Annotated in this window: 18 protein-coding genes; 13 read left to right on the plus strand and 5 right to left on the minus strand. The window is 62.3% G+C overall.

Annotated features, from left to right (window positions below):
* Together HX839_RS31035 and HX839_RS31040 are read left to right on the plus strand one after the other, a co-directional pair.
* Positions 1-239 (plus strand): ribonucleotide-diphosphate reductase subunit beta (locus HX839_RS31035; RefSeq protein ID WP_177067331.1); only part of this gene is annotated, 239 nt, incomplete at its 5' end.
* A 52-nt stretch (positions 240-291) separates the two neighbouring features.
* A complete protein-coding gene (locus HX839_RS31040) occupies positions 292-780 on the plus strand; it encodes a DUF1289 domain-containing protein (protein ID WP_003208512.1) in 489 nt (162 codons plus the stop codon).
* Positions 781-904: 124 nt separating this feature from the next.
* Here the strand turns inward: HX839_RS31040 and mdeB are convergent, their stop codons facing one another.
* A complete protein-coding gene (gene mdeB / locus HX839_RS31045; RefSeq protein WP_177068192.1) occupies positions 905-3,583 on the minus strand; it encodes an alpha-ketoglutarate dehydrogenase in 2,679 nt (892 codons plus the stop codon).
* A 191-nt stretch (positions 3,584-3,774) separates the two neighbouring features.
* On the opposite strand from mdeB, the gene HX839_RS31050 reads away from it, so the two are divergent.
* The 3 genes from HX839_RS31050 (at position 3,775) to HX839_RS31060 (ending at position 6,634) form a co-directional block, all read left to right on the plus strand.
* On the plus strand, positions 3,775-4,701 hold the full coding sequence (locus HX839_RS31050) for a class I SAM-dependent methyltransferase (RefSeq protein ID WP_102369233.1): 927 nt from the start codon (positions 3,775-3,777) through the stop codon (positions 4,699-4,701).
* A gap of 148 nt (positions 4,702-4,849) precedes the next feature.
* Positions 4,850-5,566 carry a phosphatidylcholine synthase gene (pcsA, locus tag HX839_RS31055; protein ID WP_003208507.1) on the plus strand — a complete coding sequence of 239 codons (717 nt, stop codon included), beginning with the start codon at positions 4,850-4,852 and terminating at the stop codon, positions 5,564-5,566.
* A gap of 288 nt (positions 5,567-5,854) precedes the next feature.
* The gene (locus tag HX839_RS31060) at positions 5,855-6,634 is read left to right on the plus strand and encodes a TSUP family transporter (RefSeq protein ID WP_177068193.1); all 780 of its coding nucleotides are present in this window, start codon (positions 5,855-5,857) and stop codon (positions 6,632-6,634) included.
* On the opposite strand, the gene nudC is transcribed toward HX839_RS31060, so the two are convergent.
* The 4 genes from nudC to HX839_RS31080 form a co-directional block, all read right to left on the minus strand.
* Positions 6,602-7,435, minus strand: a complete 834-nt coding sequence (gene nudC, locus HX839_RS31065; RefSeq protein ID WP_008430294.1) for an NAD(+) diphosphatase — start codon at positions 7,433-7,435, stop codon at positions 6,602-6,604. The two genes, HX839_RS31060 and nudC, sit on opposite strands and share 33 nt — an antisense overlap.
* Positions 7,436-7,441: 6 nt before the next feature.
* Complete coding sequence (locus HX839_RS31070; protein ID WP_177068194.1) at positions 7,442-8,254, minus strand: crotonase/enoyl-CoA hydratase family protein; 813 nt, start codon at positions 8,252-8,254, stop codon at positions 7,442-7,444.
* Between the two features lie 223 nt (positions 8,255-8,477).
* Positions 8,478-9,773 carry an ATP-binding protein gene (locus tag HX839_RS31075; RefSeq protein ID WP_003214046.1) on the minus strand — a complete coding sequence of 432 codons (1,296 nt, stop codon included), beginning with the start codon at positions 9,771-9,773 and terminating at the stop codon, positions 8,478-8,480.
* A 3-nt stretch (positions 9,774-9,776) separates the two neighbouring features.
* Positions 9,777-10,478 carry a response regulator transcription factor gene (locus HX839_RS31080; protein ID WP_008430287.1) on the minus strand — a complete coding sequence of 234 codons (702 nt, stop codon included), beginning with the start codon at positions 10,476-10,478 and terminating at the stop codon, positions 9,777-9,779.
* A 305-nt stretch (positions 10,479-10,783) separates the two neighbouring features.
* On the opposite strand from HX839_RS31080, the gene HX839_RS31085 reads away from it, so the two are divergent.
* The 8 genes from HX839_RS31085 to HX839_RS31110 all read left to right on the plus strand — a co-directional run bounded on the left by HX839_RS31085 (position 10,784) and on the right by HX839_RS31110 (position 21,764).
* Entirely contained in the window at positions 10,784-11,941 is a 1,158-nt protein-coding gene (locus tag HX839_RS31085) for an efflux RND transporter periplasmic adaptor subunit (RefSeq protein ID WP_177068195.1), read from the plus strand.
* Between the two features lie 12 nt (positions 11,942-11,953).
* Positions 11,954-15,046 (plus strand): efflux RND transporter permease subunit, encoded by a 3,093-nt coding sequence (locus HX839_RS31090; protein WP_003214052.1) that lies wholly within the window; start codon positions 11,954-11,956, stop codon positions 15,044-15,046.
* A gap of 43 nt (positions 15,047-15,089) precedes the next feature.
* Entirely contained in the window at positions 15,090-15,731 is a 642-nt protein-coding gene (locus tag HX839_RS31095; protein WP_003214055.1) for a DUF1345 domain-containing protein, read from the plus strand.
* A gap of 82 nt (positions 15,732-15,813) precedes the next feature.
* Positions 15,814-16,653, plus strand: coding sequence for an AraC family transcriptional regulator (locus tag HX839_RS31100; protein ID WP_008431232.1), 840 nt, complete (start codon positions 15,814-15,816; stop codon positions 16,651-16,653).
* Positions 16,654-16,778: 125 nt separating this feature from the next.
* Positions 16,779-17,579, plus strand: coding sequence for a hypothetical protein (locus tag HX839_RS31735; RefSeq protein WP_256344779.1), 801 nt, complete (start codon positions 16,779-16,781; stop codon positions 17,577-17,579).
* Positions 17,557-18,486, plus strand: coding sequence for a hypothetical protein (locus HX839_RS31740; RefSeq protein WP_256344780.1), 930 nt, complete (start codon positions 17,557-17,559; stop codon positions 18,484-18,486). The genes HX839_RS31735 and HX839_RS31740 overlap by 23 nt, the downstream gene beginning before the upstream one ends.
* A 42-nt stretch (positions 18,487-18,528) precedes the next feature.
* Positions 18,529-20,976 (plus strand): YncE family protein, encoded by a 2,448-nt coding sequence (locus tag HX839_RS31745; RefSeq protein ID WP_256344781.1) that lies wholly within the window; start codon positions 18,529-18,531, stop codon positions 20,974-20,976.
* 188 nt (positions 20,977-21,164) lie between these two features.
* Positions 21,165-21,764, plus strand: a complete 600-nt coding sequence (locus HX839_RS31110; protein ID WP_177068196.1) for a LysE family translocator — start codon at positions 21,165-21,167, stop codon at positions 21,762-21,764.
* Positions 21,765-21,773 lie beyond the last annotated feature (9 nt).

A 21,773-nucleotide genomic window follows, 5' to 3' on the forward strand; every position in this document is an offset into this window, starting at 1 on the left:
AATACGCGCGTGACACCATGCCACGCGGTGTGTTGGGCATGAATGCGGCGATGATGGAGGACTACCTCAAGTTCATCGCGAACCGTCGTCTGTCGCAGATTGGGTTGAAGGAAGAGTATCCAGGGACGACTAACCCATTCCCGTGGATGAGCGAGATCATGGACTTGAAGAAAGAGAAGAACTTCTTCGAGACCCGTGTGATCGAGTACCAGACTGGCGGCGCGCTGAGCTGGGATTGATTTAAAGCGGCCCCTTCGGGGGCCGTGTTGTTTCACCTGTCGATGTTTTTTTATGCCCAATCAAACCATCAAGACACCCTGCGTCGGCCTGTGCTCCACCGTCTACGGAGACCTGGTATGCCGGGGCTGCAAGCGCTATCACCATGAGGTGATTCAGTGGAACGGCTACAACGCCGAGGAGAAACAGGCGGTGTGGCTGCGCCTGGAACAACTGCTGGTGCAGGTGATGACCAGCAAGCTGCAGGTACTGGACCCGCAGCGCCTGCGCCAGCAACTGGAAGATCGCAAGATCCGCTTTGTGCCCCACCAGTCGCCGTATTGCTGGGCGTACCAGTTGATTGCCCGGGGCGCGCGGGTGATTTCGAAGCTGGATGCGTATGGGTTGGCGCTGTTGCCGGAGTTTCGCGAGCGCAATCTGGCAGATTTGCGGGATGCGATTGACCGGGAGTTTTTCCTGTTGTCCGAGGCGCATTACGAGCGGTATATCGCGCCGGGGTTTCTGCGGGAATCGTTTGGGGCGCCGTTGATAGCCAGTATTTAGACAACCACGCAGAACCAGTGTGGGAGCGGGCTTGCTCGCGAAAGCGGTGTATCAGTTGCCGGATATATTGACTGACACACCGCATTCGCGAGCAAGCCCGCTCCCACATTTAGATCTTTGTCGCTCAGGAGGTCCAGGACGGCTCGCGATCGGTCTGCACCCCATAACGCTTTATCGCCTGCTGGCAAACCTGCCTGTCCAGACTCCCCTGCTCCACCAACGCCGTCAGCGCCGCCAGCACGATGTGATGGCGGTCCACCTCGAAGAAATCCCGCAACGCCGCCCGGGTATCGCTGCGACCAAAGCCATCCGTCCCCAGCACGGTGTAAGCCGAATCCACGTACGACCCAAGCATCTGCGGCACCGCCCTTACATAGTCAGATACCGCCACCACCGGCGCGCCCTTGGGCAAACACTCCGCCAGGTGGCTGCGCCGCGCCGGCTGTTGCGGATGCAGGCGGTTCCAGCGTTCCACGTCACGGGCGTCCCGGGCCAGTTCGCTGAAGCTGGTGACACTGAACACTTCTGCTTCAACCTGCCAATCCTCCGCCAACAATTGCGCCGCTGCCTGGGCTTCGCGCACCAGCGTGCCGGAGCCGAGCAACCGGACCTTGCCGCCAGGCTGCCCGCTCAGCCGGTACATGCCTTTGATGATCGCGGCTTCGACGCCTTCCGGCAGGCTCGGCTGCGGGTAGTTTTCGTTCATCAGGGTCACGTAGTAGAACTCGTCCACATCGTGCTCCAGCATCTGGCGCATGCCATGGTCGAGGATCACCGCAAACTCGCCGGCAAACGCCGGGTCGTAGGCACGGCAATTGGGCACGGTGGCGGCCATCAGGTGGCTGCTGCCGTCCTGGTGCTGCAAGCCTTCGCCACCCAGGGTGGTGCGCCCGGCAGTGGCGCCCAGCAGGAAACCTCGGGCACGTTGGTCGGCCGCAGCCCAGATGAGGTCCCCCACGCGCTGGAAACCGAACATCGAGTAGTAGATGTAAAACGGCAGCATCCGCAGGCCATGCACCGAATAACTGGTGGCCGCCGCGACCCAGGAACTGATGGCGCTGGCTTCGCTGATGCCTTCTTCAAGGATCTGCCCGTCGGTGGCTTCGCGGTAGCTGAGGATCGAGCCGATGTCTTCGGGCTCGTAGCGCTGGCCGACGCTGGAATAGATGCCGATCTGCTTGAACAGGTTGGCCATGCCGAAGGTGCGCGCTTCGTCGGCGACGATGGGCACGATGCGCGGGCCGAGGGCCTTGTCCTTGAGCAGATTGGTGAGCATGCGCACAAAGGCCATGGTGGTGGACATTTCCTTGCCCTCCGCCTGGGTGGCAAACGCGCCGTAGCCCGACACCGGCGGGACACTCACGGTGGGTGCCTGCTGGCCACGGCTCGGCACATACCCGCCGAGGGTGGCGCGGCGTTGGTGCAAGTAGCGCATTTCGAGGCTGTCTTCAGCGGGCTTGTAGAAGCTCAGGGATTCGGCCTGTTCATCCGACAGCGGCAACTGGAAGCGATTGCGGAAGGCGATCAAGGCCTCGCGGTCGAGCTTCTTCTGCTGGTGGGTGGTCATCTTGCCCTGCCCGGCCTCGCCCATGCCAAAGCCCTTTTTGGTCTGGGCCAGGATCACCGTGGGTTTGCCGGCGACCCGGCGCGCCGCGTGATAGGCCGCGTGGATCTTGACCATGTCATGGCCGCCACGCTTGAGCCGGTCGATCTGCTCGTCGCTCAGGCCCTCGACCAGTTTGGACAGCGCCTCGCTCTGGCCGAAGAAATGTTCGCGGTTGTAGGCGCCGTCCTTGGCGGCGAAAGTCTGGAATTGCCCGTCCACCGTCTGCGACAGGGTGCGCGCCAGCTCGCCGTCGGTGTCCTTGGCCAGCAAGGCGTCCCAGTCCGAGCCCCAGACCAGCTTGATCACGTTCCAGCCGGCACCGGCGAACAACGCCTCCAGCTCGTCGATAATTCGCCCGTTGCCACGCACCGGGCCGTCGAGCCGTTGCAGGTTGCAGTTGACCACCCAGGTCAGGTTGTCCAGGCCTTCACGGGCGGCCAGGGTCAGGGCCGACATGCTTTCCGGTTCGTCCATCTCGCCGTCGCCGAATACGCCCCATACGTGGCGGTCGGTGGTGTCCTGCAAGCCGCGGTGTTGCAGGTAGCGCATGAACCGCGCCTGGAAAATCGAGCTGATGGGGCCAATGCCCATGGACCCGGTGGGAAATTGCCAAAAGTCCGGCATCAACCACGGATGGGGATAGCTGGACAAACCTCGGGCGCCCGCCTTGCCTGCACCGATTTCCTGGCGATAGTGGGCCAGGTCGGCCTCGCTCAGGCGCCCTTCAAGGAAGGCGCGAGCATAGATGCCGGGGGCGGAATGCGGCTGGTAGAACACCAGGTCGCCGCCAAAACTGTCGTTGCGGGCACGGAAAAAGTGGTTGAAGCCCACCTCGAACAAATCCGCCGCGCTGGCGTAGCTGGCGATATGCCCGCCCAGTTCGCCATAGGCCTGGTTGGCGCGCACTACCATGGCCAGGGCGTTCCAGCGCACCACTGAGGCCAGGCGTTCTTCAGTGGCCAGGTCGCCGGGAAACGGCGGTTGCTGCTCCACGGCGATGCTATTGATGTAGGGCGTGCCATGCCGGGGTTTCCAGGCGATGTGTGGCGCGCCGCCGGCATCCGCCAGCATGTCGAGGATCTCCCGTGCGCGCGCCGCGCCGGCGTTGGCCACCAGGGAGGCCAGGGCATCGCGCCATTCGGCCAGTTCTTCCTGGTCCATCGCTGTCTGACTCACTGCACTCGCGAAACCGTTCATGGGCACCTCCGGGCTTTTTTTCCAGTTTATGTCGGTGCCAAGGGATTTTTTGACTGTTGTGCGCCGCCTCTCAGGGACTTTTGAGCATAAATCACTGCCAATCAGCAAATTCAAAGCACGTTGTGCTTCAACTCCCGAACACCCCGCAATTGTGTTTAAAATGCCGCCCGCTCAATGACCGACGTTGCCCGATGAACCCAGACGCACTCGCCACCCTGCACACCCATTTGCTGAATGCCCTGCAAACCGTCCCCGCCGAGACCCGGCGCCTGTTTCACGGGCGTGGCCGCTGCTGGCCGGGCCTGGAGCAACTGACAGTGGACTGGCTGCAAGGCGTGGTGCTGGTCTCGCTGTTCAAGGAGCCTGAAGCCGCGGAGCTTGAGGCCTTGAAGCAGATGCTGGTGCAGATCGACTGGCGGTCATTCGGCGCCCATACCGTGGCGCTGCAACACCGCTACCTGCCGCAAAGCACCACCGAATGGCTGCTGGGCGAGGTGGTCGACGAACTGACCATCACCGAAGGCGGCCTGCGCTACCTGATCGACCTGGGCAAAAAGCAGAACAGTGGGCTGTTCCTCGACATGCGTTACGGCCGCAACTGGGTACGCGAACAGGCTCATGGCCTGCGGGTGCTGAACCTGTTCGCCTACACCTGTGGTTTCTCCGTGGCGGCCATCGAAGGCGGCGCCGAGCATGTGGTGAACCTGGACATGGCCCGTGGCGCCCTGAGCCGTGGTCGTGACAATCACCGCCTGAACGGCCACGACCTGAGCAAGGTGACGTTCCTCGGCCACGACCTGTTCAAGTCGTGGGCCAAGGTCACCAACAGCGGCCCGTACGACCTGGTGATCATCGACCCGCCCTCGTTCCAGAAAGGCAGTTTCCTTTTGACCAAGGACTACCAGCGGGTGCTGCGTCGCCTGCCGGATTTGCTCACGGCCCAGGGTACGGTGCTGGCGTGCATGAACGACCCGGCGTTCGGCGAAGACTTCCTGATCGACGGCGTAACCCGCGAAGCGCCTGGCCTGCGCTTTGACCAGCGGCTGGAAAACCCGCCGGAATTCCCCGATATCGACCCGCAAAGCGGATTAAAGGCACTGGTGTTTCGTCAAGGCTGATGCCGAAACGTCCTGCGCTTGCTACGCTTAACCTACGCCGGGTGGTGAACCTTATCCCCCCCTTCCCGGTCGATACCTGCACACTCTGGCCAGATTCGACGGTGCTACCCCGTCGGCTGCCCTGTTTCACCTTTTGGAGAACGCCCCTGTGATATCGACCCTGCATGTAGCCCGTCTCAAGGCCTGGGGCGCCCATGGTTTTACCGCCACCGGCGTGGTGCTGGCCTTCCTGGCCACCCTGGCACTGCTCGACAACCAGCCCAAGGCTTGCCTGCTGTGGCTGGGCCTGGCCTTGATCGTCGATGGGGTCGACGGCTCTCTCGCGCGACGGGTGAATGTGCAAACAGTGCTGCCAAGCTTCGATGGCTCGGTATTGGACCTGGTGATTGATTACCTGACGTACGTGTTTATTCCGGCGCTGTTTATCTATCGCTATATCGCCCTGCCGGACTTCACCCCGTTGTTTACGGTGTCGGTGATTCTGGTGTCGTCGCTGTTCTGCTTCTGCAACGTCAACATGAAGAGCAAGGACAACTACTTCGTCGGCTTCCCCGCCGCATGGAACGTTGTGGCGCTGTGCGTCTATATCATCCAGCCGGAAGCCTGGGTCACCTTGCTCACCGTGATCGGCCTGGCGTTGCTGACCGTGACGCCGATGAAGTTCCTGCACCCGTTCCGGGTCAAGCGCTTCATGCCGATCAATATTGCCGTGACCACCATCTGGTTGCTGTGCAGCCTGCTGCTGGTGATCGACTTCCCGTACACCAATCGCCTGACCCTGGGCCTGTGGTTGCTGATGTCGGCGTACTTCCTGGGGATCTGCATCTGGCGGACCGCACTGGAGTGGGTCGAAACACATAAATAGCCAAGCGGGCACGGTTGAAATGTGGGAGCGGGCTTGCTCGCGAACGCGGTGGATCAGCCACTCTATCCGGTGACTGACACTGCGCATTCGCGAGCAGGCCCGCTCCCACATTGGGCATGCATCCCGTGACGCTCTGCGTCACCCTTGCGGCAGCAGGACGCGGAGCGTCCAAGGCGGCATTCCCACGCAGAGCGTGGGAACGATCATAGTCGCAGGCCCCCACGCTAATCGGTAAGATACCGGCCTTTCGCGCAGCCCTTGCTGCGCCCTGCCGACTAAGTCTTGCCCATGCCTTTCGAACTCAGCGTTGACCTCACCACCCTGGCGATCCTCGCCGTGGTTGCCTTTATCGCCGGTTTCATCGACGCCATCGCCGGCGGTGGCGGCCTGCTCACCACGCCCGCCCTGCTGACCGCCGGCATGCCGCCCCACCTGGTGCTGGGCACCAACAAGCTCAGTTCCACCTTCGGCTCGGCCACCGCCAGCTTTACCTTCTACCGGCGCAAGCTGTTTCATCCGCGCCAGTGGGTGCATGCCATCGTCGGCACCCTGGTCGGTGCACTCACCGGCGCGGTCGTGGCCCATTACCTGCCGCCAGAAACCCTGAACAAGATGCTCCCGGTGATTGTGTTCGGCTGCGGTTTGTATTTGCTGTTCGGCGGCACGCCCAAGGCGGCGCTGGACAACGACGCACCGATCAAGAAGAAATGGCAGTCCACCCAGGGCTTTGGCCTGGGTTTCTACGACGGCGTCGCCGGCCCGGGCACCGGGGCGTTCTGGACCGTGAGTACCATGCTGTTGCACCCCATCGACCTGGTAAAGGCCAGCGGCGTGGCGCGCAGCATGAACTTCGTCAGCAACGCGGCGGCGCTGACGGTGTTCATTTTCAATGGCTCGGTAGACTGGATTGTCGGCCTGTGCATGGGCGTGTCGGTGATGTGCGGCGCGTTTTTTGGCGCACGCAGCGCCATCAGCGGCGGCGCCAAATTCATTCGCCCGGTGTTCATCACCGTGGTGCTCGGCCTGACGGTGCGCCTAGCCTGGCAGCACTGGTTCAGCGTGACCTAGGCGACGGGCCAGGTAGAGGTCGATCAGGTAGCGCGCAATCGAGCGCGACGCCGGCAACGGCGGCAGTTCATGGATGTTGAACCACTGCGCGTCTTCGATCTCGTCAGCCTGGGGCACAATGTCGCCGCCGGCGTACTCGGCGTGAAAGCCCAGCATCATCGAGTGCGGGAACGGCCAGCACTGGCTGCCCATGTACTGGATGTTCTTGACCTCCACCTGCACTTCTTCACGCACCTCGCGAATCAGGCAGTCCTCGGCCGACTCGCCCGGCTCGGCAAACCCCGCCAGGGTGCTGTAGACCCCCGTGACAAAGCGCGGCGAACGGGCCAGCAGGATCTCGTCGCCACGGGTCACCAACACGATCATGCTCGGCGAGATCCGCGGGTAGCTGCGCAGGTCACAGGCCTGGCAGAACATCGCCCGCTCCCGTGGCACCTGCACCATCGCCTGGCCGCAACTGCCGCAAAAACGATGCTCCCGGGCCCAGGTGCCGATTTGCGCGGCGTAGCCCAGGACTTTGTACAGCGTGTGATCGCCCTGCAGCATGAATGCCCGCAGGCCCTGCCAGCCGCAGCCCGGCACATCGGCGGGGCTGTTGAGTTCCAGCAGGTACACCGGCTCGCCGTCCAGGTGGCCGATGCCATGCTCGGCGAATACCGAGAGGTCCTGGCGTTTGAGCCATTCCCGGGGAAACAGCGGGCCGTTCTGGTCGTGTAAAAAGCCTTCACGGCTGCGGGCCACGGCCCAGCCGCCCGGGGCGTCGTTGTCCAGCAGCGTTGTGGTAATCCAGCCTGGGGTCATGTTCAGTCAATCCACGAAGTCGGGTTTCTGCTTGCTCATATGGGCCGCGATGGCCACGCGCAGGTCGTTGGATTGCAACATAGCTGAGTTCCAGGTGGCAACGTATTCCAAACCGTCATTGATCGTGTGGTCACGCATGTAGCTGATCATCGCCTTGGTGCCGGTGACCGCGATCGGCGATTTGGCGGCGATTTCCCGGGCGATGTCCAGCACCCCGGCCAGCAGGCTCTGGTGATCGCTGTACACCCGATTCACCAGGCCGATGCTGCGCGCCTCTTCGGCGCCGAACTGGCGGCCGGTGTAGGCCAGCTCGCGCAGCATGCCGTCGCCGACGATGCGCGGCAGGCGTTGCAGGGTGCCGACGTCGGCGGCCATGCCGATGTCGATTTCCTTGATGGAGAATTGCGCATCTTCGGCGGCGTAACGCATGTCACAGGCGCTGATCAGGTCGATGGCGCCGCCGATGCAGTAGCCATGGATCGCCGCGAGTACCGGCTTGCGGCAGTTGTCGACGGCGTTGAAGGAGGCTTGCAGTTCGAGGATCTTGCGCCGCAGCAGGCGCGCGTTGCGGCCTACGTCCTTGCCGAAGTCATTGGCCACCGAGCCCAGCAGCATCAGGTCGATGCCGGAGGAGAAATGCTTGCCGGCGCCGCTGATGACCACGGCTCGCACCGCGTCGGTGTCTTCGACCCATTGGAAGATGTCGATGATCTCGGTCCAGAACGCCGCGTTCATCGCGTTGATCTTTTCCGGGCGATTGAGCTGCACATGGGCGACGTTGCCGCTGAGTTCGACGACAAAGGCTTGGTATTCGGACATGGCAGTGATCCTTGACTGGCGGCTGGAATAGGGGCCGAACTATAACAAGGCACCGCGTGAGGTGGTAAGGCTGTGCAAACGCCAAATTCGGGACTGAAGAACGATGAAGATCAAATGTGGGAGCTGGCTTGCCTGCGATGGCGGTGTATCAGTTAGCAAAGATGCAAGCTGACCCACCGCCATCGCAGGCAAGCCAGCTCCCACAATGGTTTTGTGGTGTTCTTTAACTCGGCAGCCAGAGCCGGAAGCGTGCACCACCCAATGGTGAAGCCTGGGCCGTCAATGTTCCGCCCTGCGCCTCCAGCGCCCGCCGGCTGATGGCCAATCCCAGGCCAAAACCGCCAGTGGCTCGATCCCGGCTGCGATCCAGCCGGTAGAACGGCTCGAAAATCCGCTCCCGCTGGTCAACCGGAATGCCAATACCGTCATCATCCACGCAAATCTCGCACCCCCTGGGACACACCTTCACCCCCACCTGAATTCGCCGCTCGCAATACCGCATGGCGTTGCGCAGCAGGTTTTGCAGGGCCCGGGCGGTCAGGCGCGGGTCCAGGGTGAAGCGTTCCACGGCGCAGTCCAGCACCACGTCCATCACGATATCGGGGTTTTCCAGTTCGTCGTCGACGCTGCCCAGGATGCTGTCGATGAACTCATCCAGCACCACTTCCACCCGCTCGGGTGTTTGCGCCGGGTTTTGCAAACGGCTGTAGGAGAGCAGCTCCAGCACCAGCTCATCCAGCTCGCGAATGTGCGCCACCAACCCTTGCAGCCGCTCACGGCTGGCCGCCGGGAGGTCGTCGGACAGCGCCAGGGCCAGGCCGAAGTCCAGGCGCGTCAGCGGCGTACGCAGTTCATGGGAGACCGCATTGAGCAAATCACGTTGCTGGTTGAGCAGCTGTTCGATGTCGTTGGCCATGGTGTCGAACACCGCCGCCAGGCTGCCGATGTTGGAGCTGGGCGGGATTTTTGTGCGGGCCGCAAGGTTGCCCTGGCCGAGTTGCGCGGCGGTGCTTTTCAGGCGCTCCAGGTCGCGCCAGTGGGGCCGCAGCCAGAACAGCAGGCATGCCAGCAGCGCCGCGCCGATCAGCACGTTCATGCTCCAGTACAGCAGGTTCATGTCCAGCGGGTCCGGCGGTACCGAGACCTTGACCACCAACTGGTCGTCCAGGGCCGAGCTGACGTCGTCCGCCCAGCCCCACTCGCCCAGGCGAATCACCATCTGGTCTTTTTCCAGCAGGCGCTGTTCTTCAGGGGTGTAGCTGGCGTCCTGGATACGCAGCAGTTGCACCTTCAGCGGCGCGAAATCCGCCGACAGTCGCACGGTGACATTGGCCCACTGCTCCATCGGCACCCGTCGATACTCCTTGACGATCAGGCTCTGCATGCCTCGGGACTGCTCGATGTTGTAGTTCATGTAACGGTGTTCAAACAGCTGGATCACCGCCCGGGGCACCAGGTAAATCGCGGCGGCGAAGGTGACGATGGTGATCAGGTACAGCCGAATCAGGACGCGAAACATGGCTCAGCATTCCCACTCGGAACGGCTGAACAGGTAGCCCTTGCCCCACACCGTCTTGATCTTGCGCGCCTCGCCCGCGTGGTCGTCGAACTTGCGCCGCAGCTTGGAAATCGCCACGTCCACCGAACGGTCGGTGCCGTTGAACTCGATGCCGCGCAGGCGTTGCAGGATCTGGTCGCGGCTGAGCACTTCGCCGGCGTGCCGGGCCAGCACCACCAGCAGGTTGTATTCACCGCTGGACAGCTCAACCGGCTGGCCGCGCCAGGTCACGGTGCGTTCCGACAGGTCGATGCACAGGTTGCCCATCAGGATCTGGTCGTTGGCCACCTGGGGTTCGGTGAGGCTGCTGCGGCGCAGCAAGGTTCGCACCCGCGCCAGCAATACCCGCGGCTCGCAGGGTTTGGTGACGTAGTCGTCGGCGCCCATTTCCAGGCCCAACACCTGGTCATGGCTGTCGTCGCGGGCGGTGAGCATCAGGATCGGCAGCGTGGCCGAGTCGGCCCGCAGCAACCGGCAGACCTGCAGGCCGTCGAGGCCCGGCAGCATCAGGTCGAGAATCACCAGGTCCGGTGGGTTGAGCCGCGCACGCTCACGCACGTGGTCGCCACGGCTGAGCACACTGACGTGATAGCCGTTGCGTTCCAGGTAACTGGCGATCAATTCGGAGAGCGCGGCGTCGTCTTCCACCAGAAGAATGTTGGGCATGGTATTTCCAAATAATACAATTTCTGAGTAGTACGCAAATCCAATGTGGGAGCGGGCTTGCTCGCGAAAGAGGTGTTTCAGTTAACGCACACGGCGACTGACACACCGCCTTCGCGAGCAAGCCCGCTCCCACATTTGATCTTCGGTGTCAGGAAGATCGTGTAAGGTTCGGCGGTTATGAAGGATATACGCCCGCGTGCATCTGTGGGTCGCACCTTACATTTCTTCACACACCACCTACAGAGCTTCACAGCACTGTGGCGGGGGCGCCCGTAGGATGCGCCAGTCAATATTGGGATATGAGCATGTCGAAGAATCTGTTTGCGCCGTTTTGCCTGTTGGCCCTGACACTGGCGTTGAGCGCGTGTGGCAAGTCGGCGGACGACGCCGCCGAGGCGCCGCTGGCCAAGGTGCGGATCGAAACCCTGGAAGCCAAGCCCCTGTCCATCACCAGCGAGTTGAGCGGACGGATTGCCGCGCCACGCATCGCCGAAGTGCGCGCCCGGGTGGCCGGCGTGGTGTTGCAACGGGTGTTCAAGGAAGGCCATGACGTCAAACAGGGCGATGTGCTGTTCCGGATTGACCCGGCGCCGTTCAAGGCCGACCTCGACAGCGCCCAGGCCAGCCTGCGCAAGGCCGAGGCCAATGCATTCCAGGCGCGCTTGCAAGAGCAGCGCTACAGCCAACTGGTGGAAGGCAACGCCATCAGCGGCCAGGAATACGACAACGCCCGCGCCGCCGCCCGGCAAACCGCCGCCGATGTGGCCGCCAACCAGGCCGCCGTGCAGCGCGCCAAATTGAACCTGGGTTATGCCACCGTGACTGCGCCGATTTCCGGTCGGATTGGCCGTGCGCTGGTGACCGAAGGTGCGCTGGTGGGCCAGAACGAAGCCACACCGATGGCGCTGATCCAGCAACTGGACCCGATCCACGCCGACCTGACCCAATCCACCCGCGAGCTGAACGACCTGCGCCGGGCCTTTCGCGCCGGGCACTTGAAGCAAGTCGGCCAGGACCAGGCCAAGGCCACGCTGATCCAGGATGACGGCAGCCTGTATCCGCTGCCGGGCAAGTTGCTGTTCGCCGAGATCAGCGTCGACCCGGGCACCGGGCAGATCATCTTGCGCAGCGAGTTCCCCAACCCGGACCTCGACCTGCTGCCCGGCAGCTTTATCCGCGTGCGCCTGGAGCAAGCCGTGGACCAGCAAGGGATCAGCGTGCCGCAACGGGCGATCACCCGCGACAGCGCCGGGATCCCGATGGTGTTGCTGCTGGACGCCGAGCAAACCGTGAGCCAGCAGCCGGTAGAACTGGGTTCGGTGGTCAATGACCGCTGGGTGGTCAACAGCGGCCTCAAGGCCGGTGACCGTATCGTCGTCGAAGGCCTGCAACACGCCCGCCCTGGCGAGAAAGTCCAGGTCGACGACAGCCCCGCGCCCATCGCCCAGGCATCCGGCCAATAAGGATCGTTAAACATGCCGCAGTTCTTTATTGACCGCCCGATCTTCGCCTGGGTGGTCGCCCTGTTTATCCTGCTGGCCGGCGCCCTCGCCATCCCGCAGTTGCCGGTGGCGCAGTACCCCAACGTCGCGCCGCCGAAAGTCGAGATCTATGCGGTGTACCCGGGTGCCTCCGCGCAAACCCTGGACGAAAGCGTGGTCAGCCTGATCGAGCAGGAGCTTAACGGCGCCGATCACCTGCTGTATTTCGAATCCCAGAGCAGCCTCGGTTCGGCCACCATCACCGCCACCTTTCAGCCGGGCACCGACCCGGAGATGGCCCAGGTTGACGTGCAAAACCGTCTCAAGGCGGTGGAGCCGCGCCTGCCCCAAGCCGTGACGCAGCAAGGCTTGCAAGTGGAGAAAGTCTCCGCCGGCTTCCTGCTGCTGGTGACCCTGACCTCCAGCGACGGCAAGCTCGATGACGTAGCGCTCAGCGATTACCTGGCGCGCAACGTGATGAACGAACTCAAGCGCCTGGACGGTGTGGGCAAGGCCCAGCTGTACGGCGCCGAACGCGCAATGCGCATCTGGATCGACCCGCAGAAGCTGATCGGCTTCAACCTGACCCCGGCCGACGTCAACGCGGCGATTGCGGCGCAGAACGCCCAAGTGTCGGCCGGCAGCATCGGCGATTTGCCGGGCACCAAGACCCAGGAGATCACCGCGTCGATCCTGGTGAAAGGCCAACTGTCGACCCCGGCCGAATTTGCCGACATCGTGCTCAAGGCCAACCCGGACGGTTCCACCGTGCGCGTCGGTGACGTGGCGCGGGTGGAAATCGGCAGCCAGGAATACCAGTTCTCCACCCGCCTGAACGGTAAGCCGTCCACTGCCGTCAGCGTGCAGCTGTCGCCCGGCGCCAACGCCTTGAGCACCGCGACCCTGGTGCGGGCGAAGATGGACGAACTGGCGCGCTACTTCCCGGCCAACGTCGAATACAAAATTCCGTACGACACCTCGCCGTTCGTGAAGGTCTCGATCACCAAGGTGGTGTACACCCTGGGCGAAGCGATGTTGCTGGTGTTTGCGGTGATGTTCCTGTTCCTGCAAAACATCCGCTACACATTGATCCCGACGCTGGTAGTGCCCATCGCGCTGATGGGCACCTTTGCGACGATGCTGTTGCTGGGTTTCTCGATCAACGTGCTGACCATGTTCGGCATGGTATTGGCCATCGGCATTTTGGTGGACGATGCGATTGTGGTGGTAGAGAACGTCGAGCGGATCATGGTCACCGAGGGCCTGTCGCCCAAGGAGGCCACCCGCAAGGCAATGGGCCAGATTACCGGGGCGATTGTCGGCATCACGCTGGTGCTGGTGGCGGTGTTCCTGCCGATGGCGTTCATGCCGGGTTCGGTAGGCGTGATCTATCAGCAGTTCTCGTTGTCGATGGCCACCTCGATCCTGTTTTCGGCATTCCTCGCCCTGACCTTGACCCCAGCCCTGTGCGCGACCTTGCTCAAGCCGATTGCCAAGGGCGAGCACCATGAGAAAGGCGGGTTCTTCGGCTGGTTCAACCGGCGCTTCGAGCAGTTCACCGACCGCTATGAAGGCTGGGTGGCCTACGCCCTCAAGCGCAGCGGGCGTTACCTGTTGATCTATCTGGTGCTGGTGGTGGGGCTTGGGGTGCTGTTCGCCCGCCTGCCCTCCTCCTTCCTGCCGGTGGAAGACCAGGGCTACACCATCACCGATATCCAGCTGCCGCCGGGTGCCAGCAAAAACCGCACGGTGCAGGTCGCCGAGCAGATCGAGGCACACAACGCCGGCGAGCCGGGCGTGGGCGATACCACGATGATCATGGGTTTCAGCTTCTCCGGTTCGGGGCAGAACGCCGCGCTGGCGTTTACCACGCTCAAGGACTGGTCGGAGCGCAGCAGCAAGGATTCCGCCGCGGCCATTGCGGACCGTGCCAACGCGGCTTTCAGTGAGCTGAAGGACGCGATTGCCTATGCAATCCTGCCACCGCCGGTGGATGGCCTGGGCACCTCCAGTGGTTTCGAGTTCCGCCTGCAGGACCGTGGTGGCGTCGGCCATGCCGCGTTGATGGAGGCCCGCACCGAACTGCTGGCCGCTGCCGAGAAAAGCCCGATCCTGGCCAACGTGCGTGAAAGCGCCCTGGCCGAAGCTCCGCAAGTACAGCTTGAGGTGGACCGCAAGCAAGCCAATGCCCTGGGCATTTCCTTTGCCGATATCGGCAATGTGCTGTCCTCGGCCATCGGTTCGGCCTATATCAACGACTTCCCCAACCAGGGCCGCATGCAGCGGGTGGTGGTGCAGGCCGAAGGTGATCAGCGCAGCCAGGTGGCCGACCTGATGAAGATCCATGTGCGCAACAATGCCGGGAAGATGGTGCCGCTGTCGGCCTTCGTCGAGGCGCGCTGGATTCAGGGCCCCGCCCAGTTGACCCGCTACAACGGCTACCCGGCCATCGCGATTTCCGGTGAATCGGCACCGGGCCACAGTACCGGCGAGGCGATGGAGGAAATCCAGCGCCTGGTCAGCCAACTGCCCGCCGGCCTGGGCCAGGAATGGACTGGCCTGTCGTTGCAGGAACGCTTGTCCGGCTCCCAGGCACCGCTGCTGCTCGGTTTGTCGCTGCTGATCGTGTTCCTGTGCCTGGCGGCGCTGTATGAGAGCTGGTCGATTCCGACCTCGGTGCTGCTGGTGGTGCCCCTCGGCGTGCTCGGCGCGGTATTGGCCGTAAGCTTGCGCGGGATGCCCAACGATGTGTTCTTCAAGGTCGGCCTGATTACTATCATTGGGCTGTCGGCGAAGAACGCGATCCTGATCATCGAGTTTGCCAAGGACCTGTATGACCAGGGTGAAGACCTGATCGACGCCACGTTGAAAGCCGCACGCCTGCGCCTGCGGCCGATCATCATGACCTCCCTGGCGTTCATCCTCGGCGTGGTGCCGTTGGCGATTGCCACGGGCGCCAGCTCGGCCAGCCAGCAGGCCATCGGTACCGGGGTGATCGGCGGCATGATTACCGCGACGCTGGCGGTGGTGTTTGTGCCGGTGTTCTTCGTCGTGGTCATGAAGCTGGTGCGCAAGCGCCACACGTAATAAATGCGCTATGGTGCTTACACATCCCTGATTTGTGAGCGCCATGCCCTTCCTCGCACGCACCCACCCTCGCCTGTCCTCCGCCGCCGTCCTGGGCCTGGCGGTGGGGCTCCTGGCTCCCGCCGACACGATCATCAGCAAAATCCTCATCGGCTGGAACGCCGGGGTCTGGACCTACCTGGTGCTGATGCTGTGGCTCACCAGCCACTCCCGCGCCGACGACGTAAAACGCATCGCCGAGATCGAGGACGAAAACGCCGGCCTGGTGTTGTTCATGGTGTGCATCGCAGCGATTGCCAGCCTGGCGACCATCACCCTGAACCTGGTGGGCACCAAGGACCTGAGCGATAGCCAGCGCCTGTTGCATTACGGCTTCACCGGCCTGACGGTGGTTGGCTCATGGCTGCTGATCGGGGTGATTTTCAGCGTGCACTATGCGCGCCTGTATTACACCTGGGACGGCCCCGAGCCGGCACTGCGCTTTGCCGAGGATTTACGCACGCCCAATTACTGGGACTTCCTGTACTTCTCGTTCACCATCGGCGTGGCGGTGCAAACGGCGGATGTCGGGGTTGCCACGCGTACCATGCGCAAGGTGGTGCTGGGGCAATCGTTGATCGGGTTTCTGTTCAACACGGCGATCCTGGGGTTCTCGATCAACATCGCCGCCGGATTGTTTGGATGAAGCTGCACAAACCTTCTAGACGCTAAGCCCCTGCAGGAGCGAGCTTGTTCGCTCTTGCAGTGTTTTACCCCATAGGTATTTTATGGCCGCCCACAACTGGATCGACCTGGCTCAGGACGCCGACACCGGCATCGAGACCCTGCGCGCGCATTTCGAGGGCCACGCCTACGACCCGCACTGGCACGACAGCTACCTGGTGGGCGTCACGGAACAAGGTGTGCAGCAGTTCAACTGCCGGCGCACCCGCCATAACAGCGTGCCCGGCCAGGTGTTCCTGGTGGAGCCCGGCGAGCTGCACGACGGCGACGCGCCCACGGCGGACGGTTTTACCTACCACATGCTTTACCTCGACCCGCAGTGGTTGGCGCGGGAAGTCAGCGCAGTGTTCGAAGAAGCGCCGCTCGACAGCCAGCTGGGGTTTGCCAGCACCCTGGCCAGCGACCCGCGCCTGGCCCTGGCCACCAGCCGGGCCTTCCAGACCTTGCACGGAGGTGAGCTGCGCATCGTGCGGCAACAGGCGATGGACCAACTGCTCGAACGCCTCACTGCGCAACTGCACTGGCGCACCCGCTACCATGAAGACCCTCGCCTGCCACGGGTGGCGCACAAGGCCCGGGAATACCTGCATGCGCACCTGCAGCAAGATGTGGGTATGGATGAACTGGCGCTGGCCTGCGGCGTCGATCGCTTTCGCCTTACCCGCGCCTTCAAGAGCGCCTTCGGCCTGCCACCCCATGCCTACCTGGTGCAACTGCGCCTGGCCCGCGCCCGGCATTGGCTGGCCAACGGCAAGCAACCCGCCGACGTAGCGATTGCCCTGGGCTTTGCCGACCAGAGTCACCTGGGGCGCTGGTTCGTGAGGGCGTATGGCCTGACGCCGGCGGCGTATCGCAAGCGGTGTTCAAGCGTTTTGCAGCGCTAGCTGCGCCACCACCACTCGTCGGCACTGTCAATTCTCACAGGTTCGCCACGCCCCCCGATAGGTGTTTGATCTCCTTGTCAGCAGTCGGCCACTCAGGGCCGCGCCTCATTCAAGGAAGCCTGTCCATGCCCAATTTTCCCATAGCCCCGGATAATGCGCCGCTGGGCGACAACAACCCGCCCGGCAACGCCCTCGTGCTGCATAACCCATCGTCAGGCCTGGCGTCGCGCCGCGTCGAAGACCTCGACCCGCCCAAGTCAGCCTATCCGTCGGTCCCGCTGGATGCCACGCTGTATCCTGAAAGAGGGGTCTACGGCCTGGGCATCCGCCACGTGCGCCCCTTTGCCCAGTGGACCTTCGAACGCTGGTTCAACTTCAATTACGACTTCTACGCCCTCTACCTCAACGACCTGGTCAATGCAGTCGCCGCCGATATTGCGCTTGAAGACCGGGACCGTTACGACTTGTTCGTCCCCGAAGAATTCATCCCCGAAGGCGACGTCCAGATATACGGCCGCGTAGTGCGGGCCGGCAGCGGCCAGGAGAGTACGTCGCCGCTGCAAACCATCCTGATCAAGACCACCCGCCCCGGTGGCCGCGATAACGACCCCGGCAGCAAATGGCACCCGGGCTTGGTGATGACGGTGGAAGGCCTGCCTGAGGGCTCCACCGTTAATATAGATAATGCCAACAGCGGGGTCTGGTGCCTGATCCAGCGCTATGAAAACCTGCGCCAGAATGACCAGATCGAGCTGTCGTGGGATGGGGTTTTAGTCACGCATATCGTCAGCCCGGCCGAAGTCGCGGGTTCAGGGCCGATTCGCGTCTTTGTCTCCAGGGACATCATTTTGCAGGGGGGGGCATTTCGGCAAGCTGACCCTGCGGTTTCGGGTCTCGGACGTGGTGCAAAACTTCTCCGGGGATAAATACCAGTATTCCAAACCCTACTTCCTGGACAGCGAGCTGGATCCGAACCTGCTTTCTGCACCGATCTTCCTGGTGGATGGCGAAGAGGCGACCCAGATCGACTTCGATACCCAGAGCGAGGCAACCTTCGAAGTGCTGGTGACGGTGCCTCGGCAAACCCCGGCGCCCCTGCCGCGGCACCAATTGGCGGTGACCTTGTTCGGTACCCTGGGCGACGGTTCGACCCAGGTGTTCCCCTTGGCCCCGGTGGTGGACAGAAACCTCAGCGTTGAATTTGTCACCGTCGACCGCGAGATTATCGAACAACTGGTGGGCGGGTCCTTCCGGGTCTCGTTCCAGTGGCTGAAAAACGACGGCCGCGTGGAGCAATCCGGCAGTACCTCCGTCAGCGTGGTGGGCACGCCGGTGGCGATGCCGGCAGTGACGGTCGCACCGATCGAGGTGGGGCTGATCGAGCCCGATCAGGACATCACCGTGCAGATCCCCTTCTACGAACCCCACAACCCGGACTGGCTGGAAACCCTGGTGATTGAACATATCCGCCCGGGCGGCGGCGGCGAAGACTACGAGGAAGAACAACTGGCGGGCGCCCAGGGCGGCACGCGCTACGTCAGCAAAGAGCACCTGAAACAGTTTGAAGGCGTGGGCGACATCGCATTTTATTACCTGGTCAACGATGGCGCCGGACACGTCCTGGACGGCAACGCATTGACCATTCGCAAGTCTCGCGAGCTGTTCGCCCACGTGGGTGAGCGCATCGGCAACATGCCGACTGCACACCTGGAAGGCGCCCTGGGCAACAACATCGACCCCAGCCATGTGACCACGCCCACTTTGCTGCTGACCCTGCCCCTGACCTTGCCCGCCCCGCACGGGCAGACCGAAGAAGGTGACCTGATCCACTAGAACGCCATCGGCTCCGGCCTTGACGGCTCGGCCAGTGGCGTTGTGCGCATCAACGGCGGCACGGCAGGCAAGCCCCTGGTTTTCCCGGTGAGCCGGGCGATCCTCGACAACAACAATAATGGCAGCCTGCGCATTACCTATAGCCTCGAACGCAGCGGCCCGCCACGCCTGGTATTGCGCTCCGAGGTGCTCAACCTGACCGTGGGCCGCGGCGTGCAACTGGACCGTCCGGTTATCGACGGCGCCACCCTGTTCCCCGACGCACTCAACCCCCTGGCCGCATTGAGCGGCGCCAAGGTCATCGTGAGATACCGGCCGATGCAGGCCACCGACCAGATCAAGGTCGACTGGTTGAGCCGCGACGGGCTGGGCAGTGCCACCGAGTACACCCTGGGCAACCCGTCCACCAACGAAGTATTCGTGACCATCCCGGCGCGCACCATCGCCAGGGGTATTCGCCCCGGTGGCAACCAGATCAGCGTGCAATACCACTTCAACCGTGGCGCCTTTCCGTACCCTTCGGACACTGTCGACCTGCACCTGCTTCCCCTCACCGGGCTGCCCACACCGACGATCGACGGCATTGGCGACAGCACCCTGCTCGACCTGTCGAAACTCAATGACCAGGCCCGCGCCCGTGTATCCGTCTGGCCGTTTATCGATGCCGGGCAGTTTATGTGGATGAGTTGGGAGGGCACGTTTGCCGACGGCAGCCCGTACCGCGAGGACACCTACACCGCCAACCTGGTCACCGAAAACGGTGCCGCCAACGGTATCTCGCCACCCGCGCCAGTGGACAAACTGCAGCGCTTGATGGATGGCTCGCACCTGACCATCCGCTTCTGGGTCAGCCTGGCAGAAAGCCCCGACAAGAACACCGCCGTGCTGTTTGGCGTGCGTGAACACCGTGTGCAAACCCTGCCCGCCGTGCTGCCGCACCCACGGTTCAACGACCAGCCCGGGGCAACGCTGACCATTCAGCCGCTGGACCACGTAGACAACGCCAGTGTCACGGTGGCGTATGGCGGCATGAATCCAAGCCATTCCATCCAGTTGCAATGGATTTTCCCGGATGGCGGTGTTGCGGATATTGGCGCCAAGGACGGCCTGGACGGCGGTCGTGTGGATTTCGTCATTACCAATGAAGTGCTGGCAGACAGCGTCGGCAAAACCATTGAGTTGCGCTATGTCGCCACCATCAATGGCAGCCCGGTGCCTTCAGAAACGCAGGTATTGACAGTGGCCAGGATCCCGGCGGGAAGACCGCCACAACCGCGAATCAATAACATGAACAGCGGCACAACCCTGGACCTCCAGGCGTTCACCGGGGATGCACACGCCTCTATAGCCAAATGGGAATTGAGCAAGCAAGGTCAACGTGTATGGATCACGCTGGAGGCGGCAGGTGTAGAACCTTTGTCGGTGCTGAGGGCACACGCCATTACTGCTGCTCAAGCGGCCAACGGCATCACCAACCAAGCTGTCTCCCGCAGCTGGCTGGCAAGCCTGGGGAAAAACACTACGTTCACGGTGACCTGCAAAGTGACGTATGACGGCAGTGACGATGAGTCAAAAGCCATCCCGCTCCTGCAAAGTACCTATACCGTGACATGGCTAGCGGAGGTCAAATTTATTCCTATCCTCCTCCACTCATCAAACGGGGTCGTCGTCAGCCCTGACGGGCGCCGCGTTTATGTCGCTGTTGGCGGGGGTGGTAGAACTGCGATTTACGTTATCGACACAGCAACGGACGCCATTATTCACTCGGCTTCGTATGACATTCAGTCCAGTGGGCACCTTGCAATTCACCCGGACGGATCAAGACTCTACTTGGACCTAATCTACATCGGTATAGCGGTAATCAGTACAACCTCCTTCGCCAGAGTTGCGACCTATGCCACCGGAAATGAACATATAGTGGACATGGCGATCAATACTGCAGGCACTCGGCTATATGTCACTGCGAGGAGCGGTGCTTATACTTACGACGCCGCCACCGGCAATCGGATAGCTCAAATAGCGGGTCAGTCTTACTTCATCGCCCGCTCACCTAATAATACGCGCGCCTATCTGACGACCTATGGCGGCGGCTTCAACCCGGTTGATACGACTGTTATCAATACTGCAAACAATAGTGTTGTGACTGTCATTCAGGGAACGCGCGGGCCGATGGCTTTAAGTACCAACACCCCTCGCCTCTATTTTGCGAGAGGTGATGGCTTGGGGATAATAAACACCAACACCAACAGCTTGGTGACCGTGATTGAGGCGGGATCGGGAACGTCGGTTGCAGTCAACCCGGTACTTCCTCATGCCTATACGGCAGGGTACAGGGCCTTCAACATATTTGACACAAATACGGACAGGCTTATAGCGACTGTACCCGTGGATATTGAGTTTGATTCTGCCGCTATTGCAGTACTACCAAACGGTTCAAAAGCTTATTTCACCAGCCGTGACTCGCAAGGACTCTACGTCATGCGTTATTAATTAACTAACCGAGGTATAACCGGGACAGGTGCATCTAAACCATGGACTTGTCCCTTTTTTTGTCCCCTATAACTCTCCCGCCACTATCCCCTCCCCGTGTCCGCACGCCCCTGCTCAAACCTTCCAGACACGCCACCACGCCCCTGCAACCATCGACTCCATCGCCCCACTTACGGAGTCGCCCCACCATGTTCCCTACCCTCTTGCCCTTCCTTTTATTCGCTTTTGTAGCCTCCATCACCCCTGGCCCCACCAATATCCTGGTGCTGAGTAACAGCGCACGGTATGGCTTCAAAGCCGCACTGCCTATCGTGCTGGGCGCATGCGCGGGGGCGGCGGGGATTGTGCTGCTGGTAGGCTCCGGCGTTGGCCAGTCGCTGGCGCACTGGCCCCGGGTGCAGGCAGCGATGCAATGGCTGGGGGTCGCCTGGCTCAGCTACCTTTCCTGGCAGATTTTCAGCGCCCCCGCCGAGTCAATCGACCCGGCTGCCGTGCAAAAACCCCTGGGCCTGGCCGGCGCCGCCAGCCTGCAACTGGTCAACCCCAAGACCTGGATGATGGCCCTGGCGGTGGTGAGCGTGTTTGCCGGCGATGGCGATGAACGCCAGAGCCATGTGCTGTACCTGTCGCTGGCGTTCTTTGTGATCGCCTTGCCATGCCTCGGCGCGTGGGCATTGCTGGGGGTTGGAAGCAGCCGGGTGTTTCGCTCGCCCAAGGCCATGCAACGGTTCAACCGCTGCATGGCGGTGTTGTTGCTGGTCTCAAGCTGGCTGAGCGTCTGGGTGTAGACACAACCG

The organism is Pseudomonas sp. I8001 (assembly GCF_013385345.1).
In the GTDB taxonomy this organism is placed as follows: Bacteria; Pseudomonadota; Gammaproteobacteria; order Pseudomonadales; family Pseudomonadaceae; genus Aquipseudomonas.